This window comes from Cyclobacterium jeungdonense, assembly GCF_010994275.1.
Classification (GTDB): Bacteria; Bacteroidota; Bacteroidia; order Cytophagales; family Cyclobacteriaceae; genus Cyclobacterium; species Cyclobacterium jeungdonense.
Genome location: NZ_WMCD01000015.1, coordinates 85,792 through 108,562, shown reverse-complemented (window position 1 = coordinate 108,562; position 22,771 = coordinate 85,792). Strand labels below are relative to the sequence as shown.

The window sequence follows — 22,771 nt, the reverse complement described above, 5'->3', positions numbered from 1 at the left end:
TTTATCTTTTTTTAGCAACTTCCAACCTATCCACTCGCTTCTTCACCGCTAACCCCCGTTTGGGATCACAAAGATGACCCGTTTTTTTGACCCGGCAATAAGGAAAACAAAGAAAAGTAAAAGAAAAGTTCAATGTACCTGACAATCAGCTAAAAAAAGTTAGTAAAAATTTTCACCCTTATCGAGGACTCAGTATTTGAAGCCCGGAATGGCCCTATCATGCCTTTTACCTAATTTATAATTCCGAAACGTGTACCTCACCGATACCTCGTGCGCCCCACCGGAATTTCTCCACCCAAGTCTGGAAATGGTGAAATCATAGCTGTATCCAATTTGCAAATCATTGGGTAGGGAAAACCCCATAAGGGCAATCAAGGCTTCGTTATTAGGAAGTGCATGTTTTGTGGGTAAACCTCTATACCACAAACCGACGATCACCGGGGCATAAAACAATTCTGCGCCAAAATCCAATTGATCAAATACACCCTGCCTTTTGTAATTGAAGGCCAAAGACAGGGTTCTCTCCTGTAGCGTGTTATTAATAACATCTCCGATCCCAGGGCTAAACAGATCAAACGTAACCCCGCCATGAACCGAATACCGGATCGGTAGCCTGTTTTCCTGCATTTGAAGAAAAGAAGTGTAGGGCTGGGTTAAATGATGCGCAGCGATACCCAACCAAAACTTGTCATCGTAATAGTACAGGCCCGCATTAATATCCTCATGCGACCTTTGGCTAACATCCGTGACCCAATTGACCCCCTCTCCGACTACTATTCCCCGGTCTATATCTAGCTGAGTTCCTAGGATAATTCCTTCTACGTTCACATTCCTATTCACAAAACTGGCCTGAAAACCCGCGTGTAAATAGCGCTCTTCCCCCAACCGGACCCGGTAGGAATAGGTAAGCCCCAGGTCGATGTTTTGAAGCTGCGCAAAGGTATCCCGGGTTCCATTTACAATCACCCCTACACCGCTATTCCTGTGGGCAATGAAATGGTCAAAGTAGGCAGAAAACGTATTGAAGCTATGATCCAGACCCGGCCATTGGTTTCGGTAATTCATCCCTACCCTGGTCCATTCCGTGCTTCCGGTAAAGGCCGGGTTTAAATAAATAGGAGCAGCGTAAAATTGAGAAAACTGCATGTCCTGCGCCTCAAGCTGTTGATTAGACAGGGCTAAAATCATATAGACCGATAGCTGAAGTAGTTTCCTCATCTGATTAACAGGAATTTTCCAGATCGGGATACCTTTTCCCCTCTGGTTGTCTCAAAATCAGCCCGGTAAGCGTAGGTTCCGGGAGGTAAGGGGCTGCCATTCAACGTACCGTCCCAGCCATCACCGTTCATGTCTGTGGTATGGAACAAAAATTCTCCCCACCCGCTAAATACCTTAAGGTCCATTGAAGCGATGCCTTTCATTTTAGGCATGAAAAACATGTCTTCCGAACGCGTAGGGGTAAATCCGGTAGGAAACATAACCCTATACGTTCTTCTGATTAGGATCGGCATCTGATACGAAGACTCACAATCCATACCGGTCTTGACGGTGAGGGTTACCATAAATTCCCCCTTCTCTCCGAATACATGGGAAGGTGATCGTTGATTGCTTACGGTGCCGTCTCCAAAATCCCAGGACCAACTTTGAGGAAGACCGGCAGATTGATCCAAAAAGCGAATTCGGTCATCCGCAAGGATGCCATCTGCTGATTCCTCTTTAAGGCCGGTAGCATTTAATACATAGTCAAAATAAGCCTCCAGCGGTTCATCAGGTACACTTACCCTAAAGGTAACCGGATCCGACCAGCAATCAATTTCTCTGGGTTTCACACGAAGGTAGTAAAGTCCCTCCTCTGAAATACCTGTAATGGCTTGATTTTCAAAAATTGCTCCCACTTCCGATTCTACCTGATAATCGTATAGTTCCTCATCGAAGTCTACAATGTAATCCCTCACATCGGGAAAAACATCTGGCTGGCAAGCGAAAACAGACGGTGCTATTTCCAGATCCGGAAATTCAGGAAAATTTATTTGGATCGTATCCGTTCGCAACGGGCAGCCCTGGAAGGATTGTACCATGCCAAAATAATTCCCAGCTTCGGATATCACTAATTCGGGACCTGTCTCTCCTTCCATTACGTTTCCATCCTTAAACCATGCATAAGAAAGAATGGGATCCAATGAATACACACTCAGAACCAGTTCTTCCTCCGGACAAGCTTCTATAGATTGAAGAGGAAGGTCGTTTATCATTAGGGTGATGGGTTCAGGGGCTTCATACACCTGCAAATTTATGACAGATCCTGATGATGTTTTCCCATAGTTATCCGTAACGGTAAAATAGGCCTGCACTTCCGACCCATTGAACCCTTCATTGGGAGTGAAAGAAAATTGCCCCCCCTGTCCCGAATACTTAAAGGTTCCTTCCTGGAGCTTCAATATACCACCGGTACCTTCACAATCTCCTGCCAAACATGGATCCGCATTTTGCTCGGGTATGGATTCCTGAGACTCGAAAAATCGTATACAGGATATTCGTGAATTTTCATTCGGTAAATTGACTTTTTCTGCAGGCAACTCGAGAAAATTTTCCTGCCCCAGACACACCGTTAAATCTTCCACGGGCTCGGTAGCTGGAAAGGCAAGGTCGTCTTCATCCGCGACCTCTATCAGAAGATTTCGTATTTCATGAATATTTGTTTCACCACCTGTTGCGGCTGCAAACCCAATTTTTAGGGTTTCGGGAGCCGGAAACGGATACCTCACGTTTTCCAATAAGGATATTTGCCTGGGGTTTCCACGAGCAGTAGTGAAAATCATTTCAACATCCAATCGGTATCCGACTCCTGTATCATCTGGTCTTAACTTCACCAGCACTTTCCGGTAACCTGGAGTGTCAGGGTCAGCAATCCTGCCCGTGCCTATACCTCCCGAACTAATTGTAAAACGTTGGTCGGCGGGCAAACCAAAAATGCCCCCTTCATTGGTTTTAACACCCGCAATAAATTCGTAGCCATTGCTTCCCTGTCCAGGGCCCCGGACGACGATGCTGTTTGGATGCAATGCGGACGATGGGCCGGGAAAACTACCCTTTTTTCCTTCTGATGTATTTCCAAAATTTCCAAAACTATCAAAACCGATTCCCATGTAGGCCCGGGTCAGCCCATTCCCACCCAACCGGGGAGCGTAGCCCAGGGAGCCGCCAAACCCTCCGGGGGAAAATCCGTTGCTGGCTCCATCAAATAAAAAAACCGTCAGCCCATCTGCCCCGTCTCCACCGTAACTGAAATATTCAAAGGAGGCTTTTACTCCAAAATTAGAGGAAAATGGAATATCGATGTACACGTATCCTTTTTGATCCATTACCGCTTCTGTAAGCCGTAAGGTGCTACCAAAAAGCTTTGCATTTCCGCCCAGAACGGTGTGTCCCCGTTGTATTTGCCCCTGAAACGATTCGCAATAAGGAAACCCCTGCTGTCCATACACCCAGGAGGACGAATGAAGCAAACAAATCAGGATTAGAAGAGCGACTGGTTTGGGCATGTCAAATTGAAAGAAAGTAAAGAAGAACCTTTAATTCAACCAAATTATCCTTTGCAATCAGATAAGCAATACGGCTACCAATAGGTTTTACATCCGATACCCTTGCTAACCCTATCCGCTACCAGCAAGAAACCATGGGTAATTCAAGATCCGGTATTAAGATAGGTAAATAAATTCCAAATCAAAAAAGGCTTCTTTTTTATGGTAAAAAGAAGCCTTTTTTTGTGTGTAAAATTTAGGTAAACTTATTTCAAGATAGTCTTTTTTCTGTCGGGTCCTACGGATACCATTCTGATAGGTACTTCTAATAAGCTCTCGAGGTACACCACATAATCCTTTAGAGGTTTGGGGAAATCATCGTATTTCTGAACCGTATCCAGGCTGCAATTCCATCCCTTCATATTCTGATATACCGGTCGCAACTCCTGACCTGTCCCGCTCAACGCCAACTGGTCGGTGATGGATCCATCGGAGAGTTCGTATCCCGTACAAATCTTAATTTCCTCGAAATTATTGAGCACATCCGCCTTCATCATAAATAGCTGGGTAACGCCATTGATCATAATGGAATATTTAAGTGCTGGGATATCAAGCCATCCGCATCGCCTGGCCCTACCGGTGGTGGAACCAAATTCATTGCCTTCCCTTCTCATTTTTTCGCCATCAGCATCAAAAAGTTCCGTTGGAAACGGACCACTGCCCACCCGGGTGCAGTAGGCCTTAAAAATCCCAAAAACCTCTCCAATGGAAGAAGGAGGTACACCCAGGCCGGTGCAGGCCCCGGCGGTCATGGTGCTACTGCTCGTGACAAAGGGGTAACTTCCAAAGTCAATATCCAAAAGAGACCCTTGTGCTCCTTCAGCCAGTACTCTTTTTCCCGATTTAATAGCTGCATTTACTTCAAACTCTGTTTCAACCAATTGAAGAGACTTGAAAAATGCAACCGCTTCGAAAAAATCCTCCTCAAGTGCTGGAAGGTTTTTTAGACTATATTGATAATAATCCAAAATGGATTGGTGCCGCTTTACCAAGTCATTATATTTTTCCTCAAAATCGGGAGCGAGCATGTCTCCTACCCGAAGGGCCACTCTGCCAATTTTATCCTGATAGGTAGGGCCAATTCCTTTTAAGGTAGAACCAATTTTTTTATCCCCTTTAGATTTTTCATAGGCGGCATCGAGTAATTTGTGCGTAGGCAGAATGATGGTTGCTTTCTTGGAAATCGCCAGGTTCTCTTTGAAATTAATGTTAAATTTCTTCAGTGCTTCAATTTCCTTTCTGAGTACCACCGGATCCAATACCACTCCGTTTCCTATAATATTCTTAATGTTTGATCTGAAAATACCACTGGGAATCTGGTGCAATACATGTTTAATACCATCAAACTCTAAGGTATGACCGGCATTTGGGCCTCCCTGAAATCTAGCAACCATTTCATAATCTGGTGCCAGGTAGTCCACTACTTTTCCCTTGCCTTCGTCACCCCATTGGAGACCTAAAAGAACGTCCATTTTCATTGTATGTATAAAATAATATAAAGTCTTTAATCAAAATTTGCCGTGAAGATTGCCAGTATTGTAAAATATTACAACTTACTGCACCGTTTTATTCGAATTAAAAATAAATCTGAGAATTACCTGGATTGATTTAAAGCGTCTTCGAGCGTGTCAAATACTGTAAAAATATTATTAAGTTTTGTGATGATCAGTAGCTTCTTGACATGTTCGGAAGGAGATGTCAGGTAAACTTCTCCATCAGCATTTCTCATCTTGGTGAGAATGGTAATTAACACACCTATTCCACTAGAACTGATGTACCTAACCTGACTAAGATCAACGATACATTTTTTTATACCCTCCTGAAGCCCATCTGAAACAATACCCACCAATTGAGGTCCTGACTCGTCACCAATCAAATCCCCTTTGATCTTCAATATCAGGGTTTCGTCCTGCACATAAGATTCAAATGCTGCTTTCATAGCTTACATTTTATTTTGTGTTTTTACCGATTTTGCTCCTTGCTTGTATTCGCAATTGTCATCTGTGCAATTACCGTACAATAATAAAGAATGATGAATGATGTTGAAGTGCAATACTTCTCCAACCGTATTTTGAATATTCTGTATGCGGGGATCACAAAATTCCTTCACCTGATGGCATTCTGTACAGATAAGGTGATCGTGCTGCTTGTATCCATAAGACTTTTCATACTGGGCGAGATTCTGCCCAAACTGATGCTTGGTGACCAAATCACATTCTACCAATAAATCCAAGGTATTGTATACCGTAGCGCGACTTACCCGGTAATTTTTATTTTTCATGCTGATATACAACCCTTCCACATCAAAATGTCCTCCACGGCTGTAAATCTCCTCCAATATTGCATACCTCTCTGGTGTTTTCCTCAGCTTCTTGTTTTCCAGGTAGGCAGTAAATATTTTCTTTACTTTCTCGTAAAGACTTTCATTTGAAGCCATACGTTACTTTTTTTTACAAATATACAGTTCTTATTTTAAAAAGGCGGCTTTCCTCTGGCTAATCGAATCGCGCCACTTTCAGAACGCCAGGTACCCTGGAAAGGTTGTCGATGAGTTTTTCGAGGTGGTGGGTACTGTGAACGTACAGCTTGATACTTCCTTCAAAAATTCCGCTGTCAGAATCTACGGTTATAGAGCGCATGTTTACTTTCAGTTCATTGGAGATTACTTTCGTGAGATCGCTAATCAACCCCACCCTATCGGTTCCCACTATTTTGAGTCCTGCTAAAAAGGCAATTTGCTGCTGGCTGGTCCATCGAGCTTTAATTACCCGGTTACCATGATTGGATAAAAGCTCCAGCGCATTCGGGCAGGCTGTTCTATGAATTTTTATTCCTTCATTAACGGTCACAAAGCCGAAAACATCATCGCCGGGAATGGGATTACAACATTTTGCCAGGATATAATCCACCACATCCATGTCCTCTCCAATGAGTAGCTGGTCGTGATCGGGCCCTTTCAGGTTTTTGATCTCTTTTGTAAATGATTTTTCGTCCGTTACGTGAAGTAAGGGATTCTTTCTGGATTTTTTCTTTTGCTTAAAGTCCTTGAAGCTTTTTATGGCCGTCGGATCAATGATTCCGCGGCCTACTTTATAATAAAACTCCGAGGTGGTCTTAGTCTCGAAAAAGGCTCTCAGTTGCTCTACGATTTCAGAGGAGAAATTTATCTTCATCTGCTTTAGCTTTCTTTGAACGATCTCTTTTCCGTCGAGCATGTATCCCTTTTTCTCCTCCTTGAGGGCATCTTTAATTTTTGCCTTTGCTCTGGAGGTCACAACGGATTTCAGCCAATCCTCTGTAGGCTTCTGCTTATTCGATGTAAGGATTTCTACCTGATCTCCATTTTTTAATTTATGCCCAATGGACACCAGTTTTTGGTTCACTTTCGCTCCAATGCATTTGGCCCCCACTTCCGAATGGATCTCAAACGCAAAATCAAGGGCGGTGGCCCCAAAAGGCATTACTTTCAAATCCCCTTTTGGCGTAAAAACAAATACCTCATCCTGGAACAAATTCCCCCTGAAATCATCCATGAATTCGATGGCGGAGCCATCGTTATTCTCCAACAGGGTCCGCACCTGGGTGATCCATTCGTCCAGACTTCCGGCGGCTTTTTCGGGAGCATTTTCCTTTTCCTTATATTTCCAATGGGCGGCATACCCTCGTTCGGCAATATCGTCCATCCGTTGGGTCCGAATCTGCACCTCGACCCACTGCCCGGTCTGGCTCATCACTGTCGTATGTAAGGATTCGTAACCATTAGCCCGTGGAGTACTGATCCAATCTCTCAGTCTGTCGGGGTTAGGACGGTAGAAGTCCGTCACAATAGAATATGCCTGCCAGCAATCCGCCTTTTCGTTTTCATAGGGAGTATCAATGATGATTCGAATCGCAAACAAGTCAAAAACCTCCTCGAAGGGTATGTTCTGAGACTTCATTTTATTGTAAATGGAGTACACGGATTTTGGCCGCCCTTTTATCAAGAACTTAAACCCCTGATCTTCTAATTCATTCTCTATGGGTGCGATAAAGTTTTTAATAAACTTATTCCTGGAAAGCCTGGAGTCACTTATTTTCTTGATAATAAACTCATAGGCATCCCTGTCAACGAATTTTAAATGTAAATCCTCTAATTCCGACTTGATGGAATACAAACCCAACCTGTGTGCGAGCGGGGCATAAAGAAATTTTGTTTCGGAGGCAATTTTTAACTGCTTGTGCCTGGGCATCGATTCCAGGGTCCGCATGTTATTTAGCCTATCTGCTAATTTAATAAGAATTACCCGCACGTCATCCGAGAGGGTAATCAGCATTTTTCGGAAATTTTCCGCCTGCTGGGAGGTACCATAATCAAAGACTCCTGCTATCTTCGTCAGACCGTCGATGATTTGGGCTACCTTAATACCAAATTCGCGCTCAATATCTTCAAGCTCAAGATCCGTATCCTCTACCACGTCGTGAAGTAAGGCGGAGATAATACTCGTAGTTCCCAAACCAATTTCCTCCACACAAATCAAGGCTACTTCCAGGGGATGATAAATATAAGGCTCTCCGGATTTTCGCCTCATCTCTTTATGAGCTTCACTGGCCACATTGAACGCTTTTTTGATCAATTTGGCATCGCCGGCTTTTAACAAGGGCTTGGCGACTTTCAGCAGTTTGCGATACCTTTTGAGTATTTCCTTCCTTTCTTCGTCTACATCAACTTTGATCATACGATACAAGTTATAAAATTAATCCCGTCGATGGAATCAAATCTTAAAGTAATATTTTAAATTTTTTTAGACTAAGATATTGAAACTTTAAAATTGATGATTACCTTTGCATCCACATTAAAAAAACACCGGTATATCATCAAAAAACAATCTACCGGAAGATAAGACCAAAGATTACCAATTGTAACGGTTTTATATTTTAAGGTGATATAAGTAAAATACTTATTATTTATTTATTGCGGATGTGGCGAAATTGGTAGACGCACTAGACTTAGGATCTAGCGCCGCGAGGCATGGGGGTTCGAGTCCCTCCATCCGCACAACCTTTAAAATCCCTCGATCTTGATTTTTTGGTGAATCAGGATGGAGGGTTTTTGTTATTGGTAAACACAAAATACAGATCCCTTGGAAATTACATTAGACAAACATGCGGCCAACGAAGCCTCCGTCAAAATAAAACTGGAGGAAGCTGACTATCAATCAAAAGTTGATGCCAAAATAAAAGATTACGCCAAAAAGGCCACCATCAAGGGTTTTCGCCCTGGTAAAGCCCCATTTGGAATGGTTAAAAACCTCTACGGCACTTCTGTTTTGTTGGAGGAAATCAATGGCATATTGTCCAAATCCCTGAACGATTACTTGAAAGAACAGGAGTTTGAGGTATTGGGAGATCCACTCCCCCTTGAAGAAGATTCCCAATCGATCGATTGGAAAAAGCAAAAAGAATTCGAATTCGAATATAAAATTGGTTTTGTTGATAAAATCAATGTGAACCTTGACCAGAAGTTTGACGCAAAAAATTATACGGTTGAGCTTTCCGATAAAGAGGTAGATGTGGCGTTGGACAATATCAAAAAACAATATGGGAAAATGACCAACCCAGAAGAGAGCGGGGAAAATGATTTCCTGTATGGCGACCTGAAGGCAGATGACGGAAGTTACGAAGAAACGCTTTCACTCCCCCTAAAAGATATGGACGGACGCTCTGTTAAAAAATTCCTGGGCGTGAAAAAAGGAGACAGCATTTCCTTCGACCCCTCCAAGGCAATCAAAGGTGATTTGGCTGAAGCACTGAATATCGCAAAAGAAGATGCCGAAAAACTGCAGGGCAACTTCACGTTTACCGTACAGAATATCAATCGTACGGAAGAGGCTACCTTAGATCAGGAGCTTTTTGACAAGGTGTTCGGTCCAAATCAGGTAAGCACTGAAGCCGAGTTTTTGAAAAAGATTAAAACCATTCTAACGGAAAATTACCAAAAAGAGGTAACGGTTTATAACGAAGAGCAACTTAAGGAAAGCCTTATTAAAAACCATCCTCTGGATCTTCCAGAAGACTTTTTAAAAGAATGGTTGGTTCGAGCGAACGAAGGAAAGTTCAGCAAAGAAGACGTAGAAAAAGAATTTCCAGCTTATGCTAATCAATTGAGCTGGTCTTTGCTGTCCAATCAGATTGCCAAAGAAAATGAAATCAAAGCGGAACACGAGGATGTTCTTGAAAAAACAAAAGCGATGATCCGTGAACAACTTGCCTCTTCCGGGATGGGTTCTCAGATGGAGGAAAACATGGACATGTTTTTGCAGAACTACCTGCAGGGTAACGAAGGCAAAAATTACATGCAAATGTTAACAGCTGTTCAAAATGAAAAGGTTCTGAATTTTGTCCGGGAACAGGTTAAGCCAAAGGAAGAAAAGATCGGTGTGGAAAAGTTTAAAGAACTACTCGAAAACTAATTGTAAAAATTATTTGTTCATAAAAAGTCCTTTTGTAAGGGCTTTTTTTATTTTTGTATCTGTGCAATAAAAAAATAAACGATGAATAAAGAAGAATTCAGAAAATTTGCGGTAAAAGGACAAGGCATTAGCGGAAACACCTTTGACCAATACACCGAGTCTGTAGAAAACATGACCCGCGCGGTGATCGAAGAGCGCCCTACGAATTTCAGGGAAATAGATGTTTTTTCCCGATTGATTATGGACAGGATCATATTTTTGGGAACGGGAGTAGATGATCATGTTGCCAATATCATCACGGCACAGCTTTTGTTTTTAGAATCGGTTGACTCCAAAAAGGACATTTTATTGTACATCAATAGCCCTGGAGGATCGGTATATGCAGGTCTTGGTATTTACGATACCATGCACTATATCAACCCAGAGGTGGGTACCATTTGTACGGGTTTGGCAGCATCCATGGGCGCCGTTTTATTGGCAGGAGGCGCCGCCGGCAAGCGGGCAGCTTTGCCGCATTCACGTATTATGATCCACCAACCATCCGGAGGAATGCAGGGGCAGTCTAAGGATATGGAAATTACCGTCAAGCAAATATTGGAACTAAGAACTGAATTGTACGAAATTTTGGCAAAGCACAGTGGTAAAACCATAGAAGAAATTGAGAGGGACTCAGACAGAGATTACTGGATGAGGGCTTCTGCAGCCAAAGAATATGGCTTGATTGACGAAGTATTGACGCGAAAAGAAAAAGAATAACTGCATGGCTCAAGTAACGTGTTCCTTTTGTGGCAGAAATAAAAAAGACGTAGACCTGATGGTCTCCGGCATTTCTGCACATATTTGTAACTATTGCATCGAACAGGCTTTCCAGATTTTGGGAGAAGAGGACAAAACTAAAAAACAGTCCAAAAAACCAAAATTCAAGCTGAAAAAGCCAAAAGAACTTACTGCTTACCTGGGCGAATACGTGATAGGACAGCAGGAGGCTAAAAAAGTGCTTACGGTGGCGGTTTACAATCATTACAAAAGACTGGGACAAAAAGAAGAAAAAGACGATGATGTGAAGATCGAAAAATCCAACATCATCATGGTGGGAGATACAGGTACTGGCAAAACCTACCTGGCCAAAACCCTCGCTAAAACGCTGGAAGTTCCATTCTGTATCGCCGACGCAACCGTTCTTACTGAAGCTGGTTACGTAGGGGAAGATGTAGAAAGCATCCTTACCCGTTTGCTTCAGGCAGCCGATTACAATGTGGAAGCAGCGGAAAGAGGCATTGTCTACATAGATGAGCTGGATAAAATCGCTAGAAAATCGGACAATCCTTCCATCACCCGTGATGTCAGTGGAGAAGGTGTTCAGCAGGCCATGTTGAAGTTGTTGGAGGGTACGGTGGTCAATGTGCCCCCACAGGGAGGTAGAAAGCATCCGGATCAAAAAATGATCTCGGTCAACACCGAAAATATTCTGTTTATTTGTGGTGGCGCATTCGATGGGATCGGAAGGCATATTGCTGGCAGATTAAATACTCAACCCATGGGATTCAGTAAGAAATCAACGGGAACCGAAGTAATTGACAGGAATAACCTACTGCAATACGTGACCGCTCAGGATCTCAAAGCGTACGGGCTAATCCCGGAACTGATCGGCAGGCTTCCAGTAATTACCCACTTGGACCCGCTGGACAAAGAAACGCTTAAGCGAATACTGACGGAACCTAAAAATGCATTAACCAAACAGTATGAGAAATTGCTGGCCATGGAGGATGTCACTCTTACCTTTGAGGAATCGGGAATCGATTTTATCGTGGAAAAAGCAGTGGAATTTAATTTGGGAGCCAGAGGGCTTCGATCCATTTGTGAGGCCATCATTACCGATGCCATGTACGAATTGCCTTCTGAAGAAGGGAAGCAAACGCTGGTCGTCGACCTGGAATATGCTAGTTCCCAATTTGAGAAATCGAAATTTAAGAAACTTCAGGTAGCCTGATACCAGGAATATTCTTCCCTAATGTATTCAAGCCCCTCGTCAGCACGAGGGGCTTTTTTTATCGGATTAATAATTGACGAGGTGATGTTAGTTATAACTACGATTTATTGCAGTAATTCTTAGTTAATTTTCTGAGGTCCCAGCAGTGATCCGTAAATCAAGCTGGCCGTTTCCCTGGAGGCCTTTTTTGTCCCAATCTTTTCCATTACGGATCCATATCCTTCCAATTGGGCCTGTCGTTTGAGTCCATCGGGAAGCAAAACCTCCAATTCCCGTTTCACGGTTGCTGGCGAATAATCCGTCTGGATAAGCTCTTTTACCACTTCCTTTCCTGTAATTAAATTGACCAAGGAAGCAAAAGGTACCCGAACCAATCTTTTTGCAATCGCATAGGTGATCCCACTGGTTTTGTAAACCACTACTTGAGGTACCCCAAACAAGGCCGTTTCCAAGGTCGCCGTTCCGGAAGTAACGATCGCTGCCCGGGCATGATACAAGACATCGTAGGTTTGGTCAAAGACAACCTTCAGCCCGGCTGCCTTCGCTTCGTCGTAAACTTCCCCGGGAAGGTTTTTTACCCCAGCCACCACCCAATCCACTTCTTTGAATTCGGATTTCAAGGCAATCATGGTTTGCAGCATTTGCCTGATTTCCTGCTTCCTGCTTCCCGGCAGCAGCGCCACCAGCTTTTCGGCGTGGATCTGGTGCTTTTGCAAAAAATCAGGATCGGGCTTGAATTTCCTCTTCTCGTCCAAAAGGGGATTACCCACGTATGCTACCTGCCAATCAAATCTCTTGAAAAATTCCGGTTCAAACGGCAAAATGCAATACAGATGATCGACGTATTTCTTAAGCTTAAAAGCCCGATTTTGGTTCCAGGCCCACACTTTAGGAGCGATGTAATAATGAACAGGTATCCCGTTTTTGCTGGCAAAAGCAGCCATCTTCATATTAAATCCGCCAAAATCAACCAGGATCAATGCGTCCGGGCGGTGTTTCAGAAGGTCTGCTTTGATTTTATCCAGGTACTTAACTACCCGCCGAAAATGAAGCAATACCTCCAAGAATCCCATCAGGGCCATTTCCCGATAATGTGCCACCAGGATACAACCCTCTCCCTCCATGTAATCCCCACCCATGCCTCGGAATTCCGCCTTGGAGTCCACTTGTTTTAGGCAATGCAGCAGGTTGGAAGCATGCAGGTCACCGGATCGTTCCCCTGCGATGATGTAGTAATTCAACTGTCTTGGGTTTGTTGGTTAAGGTAAGGATTACTCACCATAATATTCCACAAAGTTTCGGGGGGTTTCATACAGGGTAAGCTTGTACAAGCCCCCTTCTTTGACCAGTTCATCCACCAGCGGCTGGAGTATTTTCCAGAATTCCATCACCAGGTTTTCACAACTGGCCATTTTCCCGGTCATAAACGGCACGTCCACGTTGAGGTTCTTGTGGTCGACCTTGTCGATTACCTCCCTACGGATCAGCGTACTCAACTGCTTCAAATCAACCACAAAGCCGGTTTCCTCATCCGGCCTTCCCTTGATGGTGACAATCAGGTCAAAATTATGACCGTGCCAGTTTTCATTAGCGCAGGGCCCAAAAACAGATTTATTTTTCTCTTCGGACCATTTCGGATTCCATAATTTATGGGCTGCATTAAAGTGTTCTTTCCGACAAACGTGTACCATTGCTTCTATTCAATTGAAGCCACAAAGTTACATAAAAATGAAGCAAAACCATCCGCCAGCCCGGGGAAACTAACTAAGCGCCTCCATTCCGACTAAATAGGCTTACTACTCTTTAGTCACTTTGAAGGTATGTATTTCCTTTGCCGCCTCTACATGCACCAGATACAAGCCTGGAGAATGGTTAAATTCCATAATAAATTCCGCACCAGCTGCTTTCTTGGAAAAAAAGTTGTGTTGCTTTTCCCTTCCCATTGCATCGTAAATCCTCACGGAGACTTCCCCGCGGTAATCGTTATTGATAAAAAGGGAAAGCCGGTCCCCAACCGGATTGGGACCTATGGAATATCCGGCTCTGCCTGCAAAAGTCCCGTCACTTGTACTCGACACCACGACCATATCGGAGATACGGTTGCATTGGTCATCGACCACCGCAACCTGATAGGCTCCTCCATCCAGAACCTGAAGGGACCTGCCGGTAGCTCCTTCAATTAATTCGCCGTTATTATACCATTGGTAGGAGGAGGCGGGTAAAGCTGACGTGAGCTGGGATCCATTGGCTACAATTTCCGGTTTTCTCAAGGAATTGGAATTAATGGTGACCTCTTGGCTAAAATCAGCGGTACCGCCTGGACCGGATATTTCCAGGTTCACATTGTACGTTCTGGAATTAGCAAAAACAAATGTTGGCTGGCTATCCGTGGAACTTCCAACGTTTCCGAAATTCCAGCGGTAAGTCGTAATGGTTCCCTCCGATAAGTTAATAAACTCGGTAAGACCACCGGCACAGTTAAATTGCACTTCAAAATTGGCAAACAGCACGTTATCACAATCGATATTGCTCCAATTAGCGGAATTGGTGACGGAGGATTGGGGATCAAGATTGATAAGCGATGCTCCCATTAAATCCACATTTTCTACACTCAGCCTTTCAAAACAATATTTCTTATAAGGTTCGTGAACGAAGGTAGCTTTTCCGGAAGAACGAATCAAAGTCTGCACGTTATTCCCAGCAGAATGGCTTACTGTCTCGCGGACGATAAATGATTGGCCATTTGTAAGTTCTAATTGGGCTCCTCCTTGCAGCTCGAGGGCGTCAACCTCCGTATCATTTTGACTAATCAGGGTTTTCCCATTGAGTTCCAGGCGCCGAATTAATCCCGAGGCCGCAATTTCCAATTGTCCTCCCAAATTTCTTAAACTAGCCACCGTATTGGCAGCAAAATCTTCATATACGCCGGCTTCTCCCGTAAAAACGATCGCCATTTCTGACTCCAGCGTAGCCGTACTTAAAATACGAAAGCTTTCAGCGTATTCCAGGGTTCCCAGATTACCCCTTAGTGTCGCATTCCCAGTCATTTCAAATTCATTTACAGCGAGTGAATCCATGGCAAATTCAACCTGCGCTTCTGCTATTTGCAAACGGTTAACTTCGGGTAGGGAAAGCACCCTCCACCTTCCCACGTCAAATATCAGATCTGTATTGGCCAAATTTAGTCGGCCAAAATCCAATATATTTTCATTTTGTTCCGCGCCCTCAAAATGGATCCTTCCTTCACGAATCTCCGTAAGGTTATTGCTGGATCGGAACCCGTTTCTGATCAACAGCTCATTTTGATTCAAATCCAATACCCAGGGGTTATCTCCAAAAATATTCAAACTGAAAACATCGGTATTTTGGGACAATGAAATCGTTTCCTGAGAAATCGTTCGGTCAATAACCACGCGGGTACCTTCATCGGGAATTTGGTTTGCCGCCAGCCCATCGCTGCTCAAGGACCAGTTTTGGGGATTGTCCCAATTGCCGTCCTCTCCTATCCAATACAAGGTACTTGTTTGACCATCCGATACCCCTGCTGAAAACACCAAACTGAAAGGTTGTTGCCCGTTTGTCAGCGTCCCTTTATGACTTACCCGCAGGGTATACCGCTGGGGAGATGGGTTGTTTATCTGTATTTGCTCTACATTATCCCTAAAATTATCGTTTTGATTGTTCGCTATAGCAGTAGAACCGTCGAGGGGATTCAAAGACCAGGGGAAGTAGGTAGTTCCATTTTCTGCAATTATCCGTAGGTCGAGGTCATTTACCAGCATCAAGTCCACCGGATTTAACCGCGGCGATGGAGGCGTACCTGCTGGGTCAGTCCAGGCAATGGTGGCTTTGATGGGTTCGATACCATTCGAAATAAATTCAAACTCATATACGCTGTTTTGCTGAAGGTCTTGTTCGCGGATTATTCGAGAACTGCCATCCTCATCAATGATCATCCTGGCGGCTTGCTCCGTATCCAATAGCCCCCACCCAAACATGTAGTCGGGACCAGGATTCATCCCTGCTTCTTTCGCCGTTTGTATGGCCAGTGCTTTGACAGTAGCTGAGTGCATGTACCTGCCTGCATTCCGATTGTTATAGAGCTCTTGTAAGAGCAAAAGAGAGCCGGACACATTGGGTGTGGCCATGGAAGTACCACTGAGATTGGCATAACTGTCCGCCCCATTGGATTCCAAAATGGCAGTACTAAACACGTTCACACCCTTTCCTACCAAATCAGGTTTTATTCTGCCATCATCCACCGGGCCCCAACTGGAGAAGGAGCTCATGATTACATCGGATGGACCGGCATAATCATTTAACATATTGATTGCTCCAATGGTCAGGCTGTTTTTTGAGACGCCTTCCGGGCCAATGGAATCATCCGGACCGTCCGCATCCCGGGATCCGTCTCCCACATCCGAGCGGTCATTACCTGCAGCCCACACGATGGTGTAATAGGGTTTGCTATAAGCAAGTTGATCGATCTCTCGGGCTTTGGTGGTATAAAAACCGAAACGGTAATCTTCATCCGCACTTACACCTTCATTTCCTGCCCAGGACCAATTATTGTTACTATCCCGAAACCACCCCATCAAAAATCCATAGGAATGATTCGACACCAGATGTCCCTGAGGATTGAGATCGGGATCGTAACTGTTCTGACTCATTTTGGAAATATCGGCATCCCAGTTGAACGCCCAGCCGGTGGCCTGATTGGCCATTCCCCGGGCATTGCCGTTGTTTCCGGATGCCAGAATAGTCCCCGTCACGTGGGTGGCGTGGTTACTGATTTCCTCAGTAGATCCATCGATTTGAGTAACCCTGTTACCAAATTCGTTGTGCGTAGCCTTGGGACGGGTTTGGTCATAGATTCCGATGACCATGCCAGCCCCAGACAAGTCCAGGTTCAAACCGCCTCCCTGCTGCAATGCCCTGGTACCCGTTGCCTGGGCCGCCGCTACATTATGAGTCGTATAATAAACCGGATGATTTTCATCATCCAGGTACTGAAAAACAGCTATCCGTTCATCGGCGAGTCGCATCCGAACCGGTATGCCTAATTGCGCTGCAATGCTTTCTTTTTCGGCGGGTTGAAGGCGATAGCGTTGCAGGTTTTCCTGCAGGTTTTGGAACAGTTCCGCCCTAACTTTTCGCATTCCTCCTTCCGAATCACCAGAAATTTGAGCAAAACTCAATCCTCCGGTAAGCAGAAAGGCAATCAATATGAGCGTTTTTTTCATACGATTATAATTGTTTTTCAGGAACCATATGAAATCTCGCATGATTTTTAATCATCCCTCTGTGTGTCGCTTGCGTCATACTCGATTTCATCTGAATTTCTCCGTAAGTCTCTGATAATTTACCAGGCTTTTTTCTTTTCTTCTTGAAACTGGGACCTAGGCCGTCCTATTCCACCACCCGGGTCAAGGTGGTCACGCCGCTTTCCTCCGATTCCTCGGTTCTCCAGCTAATACGTATGGTGCCATCCTCATTGACACTTCCGGTGCCGTTGAAGGTATCTTCCCCAAAAACCAGGTCGGGTTGGTCGGTAATGGTAATTTCACCACATAGCTCGGTGAAGACCGCAGGATTGTCCTCTGCACCAAATACCTGCGAATAAACTCCTCCCGTAATATCTGAAATTCGGTACGTGAAGGGTTCCAACTCGGTTATTGTGACCTCGTAATTCACTGTACCACCAGTGCCTACGGTTACCGTATTGTATACGCCCTCTAAATCTGACGGACAGGATAACCTGATTTCGATGGTTAGTTGAAAGTAATTGGTGCTTATTTTGGTTTCGCCAGCATCCAGAATGGTTAAGGTTAAATCAGGCATTTCGTCGGTAGCCAGGTTTCCTGTCAAAATTTCCAGAGGTACGTCCACGAAACTACTATTGGCGGGGATGGTTACCTCTCTATCTTCCAAGCGGTAATGCACCCCTTCCACTGCTGTTGAGGTAGGGTCTACCCCTAATAGTACGGGGACCGGTTGATCTACCTGAGCTCCTACCAGGTTTACCCGAACAAACTCCTGGTCTACCTGATTATCATTTGTTTTAGTCATGATTTTCTGAATGGAATTATTAGGTCGGGAGGCATCATCAAATTCCACCTCCCTGCCTTCCCAAACGATGTTAAACCCGGATTCATCCATACAAGATGAGATCCAGAAAGCCATGCCCAGCAACAGGAAAAATCCAACGGTTTTTAGTTTAGTAGCCATATATCAATATCCTGGGTTTTGCTCAAGGTCTTCATTTAATTGAATTTGTTCAAGTGGAATATTTGCCAGAATCCGGTAATCGGTATAAGGTACCTCCAGAAAATCTCCGTGTTTGCTTATATCTCTTCCATTTCTTTTTAGATCAAAGAAACGGTGGCCCTCTAACGCAAATTCCAGCCTTCTTTCCAGCAAAATACGGTTTAGCAAAGCCTCTCCAGACAGCAGGTTATCTACTGGTCCCAGCCCACGTTTGGAGCGCAGTGCATTGATGTCTTCCCTTGCTCCCTGGGGATTGTTTTGATACCTGGCCTCGGCCCGAATCAAATAGAGCTCTGCTGCCCGAATGACTGGGAGGTTTTCCAAAAAGTCCCCTTTGTATCCGGTCCATTTTCTGCTGGCATATACCGGACCTTCGATCCCTTCCCGCGTCGTTTCTCTCCAGCAATCCCGGCGAACGTCCTCTTCTTCATAAGCGGCAATGAGGTCGTTAGAAGCGCCTATGATGAACTGGGCCGCTGGTTCGTTGTCCGAAACCAGGGAATTCAAACTATTGTTTACTCCATCCACACTGCTCCAATCCACCTGCCGGAGTTCGAGTTCAAAAAGAGATTCCGGGTGAGGTGCCCGAGAGAAACCCTGCACGTATTGCTCGGCTTCGGATAATCCATCACCATTGGTACGTAATCCTAGCAGGTTCATGGCTGATGTGGCTGCCGCCTCTGCATCTTCCATGCGCCCCCAATAGAGGTAAAGCCGCGCCAATAAGGTAAGCGCAGCGCCGGCATTTGCATAGTAGACCCCTTCTGAGCCAATGGGAACAGCCCCCACTAATGGAATGGCGGCGATCAGATCGCTTTCAATTTGTGCATATACCTCCTCAACCGTCGATCTGGTTCTGAAATCGGCATCCGAAGCGACAAGTGTCGGAGTCAATCGTAAAATTGGCCCCAAATCAAAGCCATTCACCTCTCTGCCAGGCTCGTATCCATAAACCCTGCACAAGTCAAAATAAAACAAGGCCCTCATAAAATAGGCATCCCCTTTAATGAATGATTTTTGATCCTCATCCCCCTCCACACTTTCGTCATCTATGGTTTCGATAATCAGGTTGGCATCGTTTATCCCTCCATAAACCACTCCATTCCAAATGGCAATGTGGTCCCTGTCTCCATTCGCTTCTTCCCCCTGATACCTGCCTGTATTCGCTACCAATCGTAGATTGTCTGCTAAAATTTCCGGAGCAATCATCATGGTTTGACCATAATAACTGAAGCTATTCGCCCTGCTGTACATCGAATTCGCTACCGACTGGTACCCGGACACATCGTTAAATGCCACCTCGGGTGTCAGACTTTGCCTGGGGGTAGTGTTCAGGTCGGTACAGGCCATCATGGGAAATAGGACCAAAATGGAATAATAGAAACTATTTTCGATCTTTTTTATCATCACTATCAAAAGGTAAGGTTAATACCTGCGGTAATCTGCCTGGCAGTAGGATACGTTCCATAGGTATCTCCGATGGAATTTACCTCCGGATCTAGTCCGTTGTATTTGGTCAGGGTCCAAAGGTTAAGCCCCTGAACAAACACGTTCATTTCTTCAATACGTGCTTTGGACAACAGGCTTTGGGGCAAATTATAGTTCAGCGTTATTTGCTTGAGGCGTATGTAACTGCCGTCCGAAACTTGCTTGGTTGAAAACTGCTGGTAACCCGAATGACCTGGGATTCGTCCCCCTTCATAGGGCCGGGGCACATTGGTAATTTGTCCGGGTGTTCTCCAAAAATACAACTGGTCCACGGTCTGGTTATCCTGTCCGATTGAGCCTGCCTGCGCCAGGTTGTAAAGATCCTGATTGAAGGCCAGGTTTCCGTATTGGTATTGGAAGAAGATTTCAAGGCTTACCGGCCCATAGGCCAGGGTATTGGAAAGACCACCGTAAGTCCAGGGCAGGGCACTTCCTATGTATTTCTGGTCGTCATCGGCTACCAGATAGGTATATTCTCCGTTTTCATCAAAATACATCGGAGAGCCGTTGGCTGGATTGACACCTGCATAATCGTAGCCGTAATAAAAATTAATTGGTTTCCCTACGATCAGGTCATTCCCAATACGGTCTAGCCCTTCATAAAGCTCAAGCAATTCGTTGGAAAAAATGGAGGTATTGAACGCCGTTGACCAGCGGAACTTGCCCCAAATTACATTGGTGGTTTGCAAATCAAAATCTATTCCTTCATTTCGGACCTTTCCGGTATTACGGGTGATGGATCCAAATCCGGAATCGATGGGCAATTGTGTTTCAAACAATAATTTTCTGGAGTCTTTTCTCCAAACATCTACGGTAGCGATAATGCGACCATTAAAAAGGGTAGCATCCACTCCAAAATTGGTAGAGACCGATTCCTCCCATGTAAGTTGATCGTTCCCCAGTTGTACAAAGCGAAGCGCTCCACCTCCTAAATACTGCCCGGCCGATCCTACCAGCGTTCTGGATTCAAAATTGCCGATATTGGAGTTACCGGTAACGCCATAGGAAGCCCTTACCCTCAAATTATCCACCCATAATGCATTTTCCATGAACCTCTCAGAGGAAATTCTCCACCCCGCCGAAACCGCCCCAAAATTCCCCCAACGGGTATTGGTTCCAAAACGGGAAGATCCATCCCGCCGGATGGTCAGGTCAAACGTATATTTATCGTCAAAATCATACTTGGCCTGGCCAAAAAATCCAGACCGTGCATACTCGGTATAAAACCCGCCTACTTCAAACGGCTGCGCCGCATTTTGAAGGTACCGCAGAACAGGGTTGGGAAAGCCCCTGCCTGTTGCTGAGGTGTTTTCCTGGGTTTCCATCTTGTATTCGTAACCCAAAATTCCGGAAAGCGTATGTACCTCATCAAATTTTCTGTTGATATTAAAATTGGCATTGCCGTTTGAGTTAACAATTCTTCGGTCAACAAAGGTGGAGGATCCCCCGTAGCTGGCAAAGGCAGGAATGGTAGAAGGCCGGTTATTTTCATCTCTATTGTCGGAAAAGTCAATCCCGCCAAAAGCGGTAAATCCTAGCCAGGGAAGTATCTTATAGGTAAATTGTAAATTGGAAACGGATTGATAACTGGTTCCGGTTCTCAATTCCTGCCGCACCCCCTGTACAATATTGTAACCAAATAGGTGTTCGGAAGGATATTCCGCAAAACTCCCGTCCTCATTATAAATGGGCACATTGGGTCTGGAAACATAGCCGGCCACAAAGGGACTATTGACAAAGTTTCCCCGGTCGATGGTGCCATTGGTAATCTGCCTGGAAAGGGAAAGGTTTGCGTTGATACTGAATTTATCATTTATATTATGTGAGAGATTCATCCTTCCGGTAGTACGCGAATAGTCAGATTCGATGATCTGTCCCTGATGGAAGGTATGGGATCCGGAGATAAAAAACTGGGAACGTTCATCCCCTCCTGACAAGGAAACATCGTAAACGCTTAACCTGCCATCTCTGAAAAGAGCATCTACCCAATTGGAATTCTGAATATCGGTATCACTAGGGCTCCCGAAGATGTTTTCGGCATCACCGGGGTTTAGACCGGCATTGATATACGCTTGCCGTTTGATAGATGCCAGTTGATTGGAATTCATCACATCGTAAAAACCGAGGGGCTGAACAAGACCTTCCTGCGCAGAAACCCGGACTTTCGTTTTTCCCTGTTTCCCCCGTTTCGTAGTAATCAACACCACCCCGTTGGCTGCTTGCGCCCCATAGATGGAAGCGGCTGCCGCATCCTTGAACACTTCAATGGATTCTATATCATTGGGATTAATGGAAGCAAGCGCATTTTGGGGTCCCTGGCCGGAAAGGCCACCAGAAGCTACCTGAACCCCATCAACGATATATAAGGGCTGCGTACCGGCATTGATCGAACCTACACCCCGGATTTGTACATTTAAGGTTCCTCCAGGCTGACCGGACCCGGCAGTTACCTGAACACCTGCCACTCTGCCCTGCATGGCCCTGTCGAAGGATTGCATGGGCAAGTCCTGAAATATTTCCCCTTTTACCGAAGCAATGGAACCGGTCACTTCCCGCCGGGTCTGATCCCCATAGGATGTCACCACCACTTCATCCAAGGAGGTCACTTCGGGACTTAACACCACGTCTACCCGATCCCGGTTTCCTATGCTAACGGTTTGGGATTGCATTCCCACAAATCGAAAAACCAATGCATTGTCCCCTTCAAACACGTCAATCTGGTAGTTTCCATCAATATCGGTAACAGTACCGGTATTGGTACCTCTTACCATTACCGTCACTCCAGGAATCGGTAACTGTTCCTCAGCGTCCGTCACCGTTCCTCGAACGGTTCTGCTTTGCGCTTGTGCCAGGGAGGCCAGAAAAAGGAACAATAAAATGAGTGGTAAAGCTTTCTTCATGATATTAATTGAAGTGAACAATCAATCAATTTTATACAAATTCCATGGATATTCCAATCAATGCAGGAAAGTAAACGGATGATCGGTTCGTTTTAT

The 22,771-nt window shown here is 44.9% G+C and carries 15 protein-coding genes and 1 tRNA gene; 4 read left to right on the top strand and 12 right to left on the bottom strand.

The annotated features are described in order from the left end of the window. Window positions 1-189 precede the first annotated feature (189 nt). The 6 genes from GKS34_RS21890 to GKS34_RS21865 form a co-directional block, all read right to left on the bottom strand. The gene (locus GKS34_RS21890) at window positions 190-1,218 is read right to left on the bottom strand and encodes a PorP/SprF family type IX secretion system membrane protein (protein WP_163387127.1); all 1,029 of its coding nucleotides are present in this window, start codon (window positions 1,216-1,218) and stop codon (window positions 190-192) included. Further along, the gene (locus GKS34_RS21885; protein ID WP_163387126.1) at window positions 1,215-3,542 is read right to left on the bottom strand and encodes a PKD domain-containing protein; all 2,328 of its coding nucleotides are present in this window, start codon (window positions 3,540-3,542) and stop codon (window positions 1,215-1,217) included. Before GKS34_RS21885 ends, GKS34_RS21890 begins: the two co-directional genes overlap by 4 nt. A 245-nt stretch (window positions 3,543-3,787) precedes the next feature. Then, on the bottom strand, window positions 3,788-5,059 hold the full coding sequence (locus GKS34_RS21880) for an adenylosuccinate synthase (RefSeq protein WP_163387125.1): 1,272 nt from the start codon (window positions 5,057-5,059) through the stop codon (window positions 3,788-3,790). 116 nt (window positions 5,060-5,175) lie between these two features. Next, the gene (locus tag GKS34_RS21875; protein WP_163387124.1) at window positions 5,176-5,520 is read right to left on the bottom strand and encodes an STAS domain-containing protein; all 345 of its coding nucleotides are present in this window, start codon (window positions 5,518-5,520) and stop codon (window positions 5,176-5,178) included. A 3-nt stretch (window positions 5,521-5,523) separates the two neighbouring features. After that, a complete protein-coding gene (locus tag GKS34_RS21870) occupies window positions 5,524-6,018 on the bottom strand; it encodes a Fur family transcriptional regulator (RefSeq protein ID WP_163387123.1) in 495 nt (164 codons plus the stop codon). Between the two features lie 58 nt (window positions 6,019-6,076). After that, window positions 6,077-8,296, bottom strand: a complete 2,220-nt coding sequence (locus GKS34_RS21865) for a RelA/SpoT family protein (RefSeq protein WP_163387122.1) — start codon at window positions 8,294-8,296, stop codon at window positions 6,077-6,079. 238 nt (window positions 8,297-8,534) lie between these two features. Here GKS34_RS21865 and GKS34_RS21860 point away from each other — a divergent pair. The 4 genes from GKS34_RS21860 to clpX all read left to right on the top strand — a co-directional run bounded on the left by GKS34_RS21860 (window position 8,535) and on the right by clpX (window position 12,020). Beyond that, window positions 8,535-8,616, top strand: a tRNA-Leu gene (locus GKS34_RS21860). 85 nt (window positions 8,617-8,701) lie between these two features. Beyond that, window positions 8,702-10,030, top strand: coding sequence for a trigger factor (gene tig / locus GKS34_RS21855; RefSeq protein WP_163387121.1), 1,329 nt, complete (start codon window positions 8,702-8,704; stop codon window positions 10,028-10,030). Between the two features lie 81 nt (window positions 10,031-10,111). Continuing rightward, the gene (locus GKS34_RS21850) at window positions 10,112-10,786 is read left to right on the top strand and encodes a ClpP family protease (protein WP_240459416.1); all 675 of its coding nucleotides are present in this window, start codon (window positions 10,112-10,114) and stop codon (window positions 10,784-10,786) included. Between the two features lie 4 nt (window positions 10,787-10,790). After that, a complete protein-coding gene (gene clpX, locus GKS34_RS21845) occupies window positions 10,791-12,020 on the top strand; it encodes an ATP-dependent Clp protease ATP-binding subunit ClpX (RefSeq protein ID WP_163387120.1) in 1,230 nt (409 codons plus the stop codon). 119 nt (window positions 12,021-12,139) lie between these two features. On the opposite strand, the gene lpxB is transcribed toward clpX, so the two are convergent. The 6 genes from lpxB to GKS34_RS21815 all read right to left on the bottom strand — a co-directional run bounded on the left by lpxB (window position 12,140) and on the right by GKS34_RS21815 (window position 22,675). Further along, window positions 12,140-13,261 (bottom strand): lipid-A-disaccharide synthase, encoded by a 1,122-nt coding sequence (lpxB, locus tag GKS34_RS21840; protein WP_163387119.1) that lies wholly within the window; start codon window positions 13,259-13,261, stop codon window positions 12,140-12,142. 30 nt (window positions 13,262-13,291) lie between these two features. Then, window positions 13,292-13,711: a 6-pyruvoyl trahydropterin synthase family protein gene (locus GKS34_RS21835; RefSeq protein ID WP_163387118.1), complete on the bottom strand. Its 420-nt coding sequence runs from the start codon at window positions 13,709-13,711 to the stop codon at window positions 13,292-13,294. Window positions 13,712-13,816: 105 nt separating this feature from the next. Continuing rightward, entirely contained in the window at window positions 13,817-17,263 is a 3,447-nt protein-coding gene (locus GKS34_RS21830; RefSeq protein WP_163387117.1) for a S8 family serine peptidase, read from the bottom strand. Window positions 17,264-17,429: 166 nt separating this feature from the next. After that, window positions 17,430-18,248, bottom strand: a complete 819-nt coding sequence (locus GKS34_RS21825; protein ID WP_163387116.1) for a BT_2262 family domain-containing protein — start codon at window positions 18,246-18,248, stop codon at window positions 17,430-17,432. A 3-nt stretch (window positions 18,249-18,251) separates the two neighbouring features. Further along, window positions 18,252-19,694, bottom strand: coding sequence for a RagB/SusD family nutrient uptake outer membrane protein (locus tag GKS34_RS21820; RefSeq protein WP_163387115.1), 1,443 nt, complete (start codon window positions 19,692-19,694; stop codon window positions 18,252-18,254). 5 nt (window positions 19,695-19,699) lie between these two features. Then, window positions 19,700-22,675 carry a SusC/RagA family TonB-linked outer membrane protein gene (locus tag GKS34_RS21815; RefSeq protein ID WP_163387114.1) on the bottom strand — a complete coding sequence of 992 codons (2,976 nt, stop codon included), beginning with the start codon at window positions 22,673-22,675 and terminating at the stop codon, window positions 19,700-19,702. Window positions 22,676-22,771 lie beyond the last annotated feature (96 nt).

Excerpts from the sequence above, each read along its gene's own strand:
- GKS34_RS21890 (WP_163387127.1), bottom strand. The coding sequence starts at position 1,218 with ATGAGGAAACTACTTCAGCTATCGGTCTATATGATTTTAGCCCTGTCT.
- GKS34_RS21885 (WP_163387126.1), bottom strand. The coding sequence starts at position 3,542 with ATGCCCAAACCAGTCGCTCTTCTAATCCTGATTTGTTTGCTTCATTCG.
- GKS34_RS21880 (WP_163387125.1), bottom strand. The coding sequence starts at position 5,059 with ATGAAAATGGACGTTCTTTTAGGTCTCCAATGGGGTGACGAAGGCAAG.
- GKS34_RS21875 (WP_163387124.1), bottom strand. The coding sequence starts at position 5,520 with ATGAAAGCAGCATTTGAATCTTATGTGCAGGACGAAACCCTGATATTG.
- GKS34_RS21870 (WP_163387123.1), bottom strand. The coding sequence starts at position 6,018 with ATGGCTTCAAATGAAAGTCTTTACGAGAAAGTAAAGAAAATATTTACT.
- GKS34_RS21865 (WP_163387122.1), bottom strand. The coding sequence starts at position 8,296 with ATGATCAAAGTTGATGTAGACGAAGAAAGGAAGGAAATACTCAAAAGG.
- GKS34_RS21850 (WP_240459416.1), top strand. The coding sequence starts at position 10,112 with ATGAATAAAGAAGAATTCAGAAAATTTGCGGTAAAAGGACAAGGCATT.
- clpX (WP_163387120.1), top strand. The coding sequence starts at position 10,791 with ATGGCTCAAGTAACGTGTTCCTTTTGTGGCAGAAATAAAAAAGACGTA.
- GKS34_RS21835 (WP_163387118.1), bottom strand. The coding sequence starts at position 13,711 with ATGGTACACGTTTGTCGGAAAGAACACTTTAATGCAGCCCATAAATTA.
- GKS34_RS21830 (WP_163387117.1), bottom strand. The coding sequence starts at position 17,263 with ATGAAAAAAACGCTCATATTGATTGCCTTTCTGCTTACCGGAGGATTG.
- GKS34_RS21825 (WP_163387116.1), bottom strand. The coding sequence starts at position 18,248 with ATGGCTACTAAACTAAAAACCGTTGGATTTTTCCTGTTGCTGGGCATG.
- GKS34_RS21820 (WP_163387115.1), bottom strand. The coding sequence starts at position 19,694 with ATGATAAAAAAGATCGAAAATAGTTTCTATTATTCCATTTTGGTCCTA.
- GKS34_RS21815 (WP_163387114.1), bottom strand. The coding sequence starts at position 22,675 with ATGAAGAAAGCTTTACCACTCATTTTATTGTTCCTTTTTCTGGCCTCC.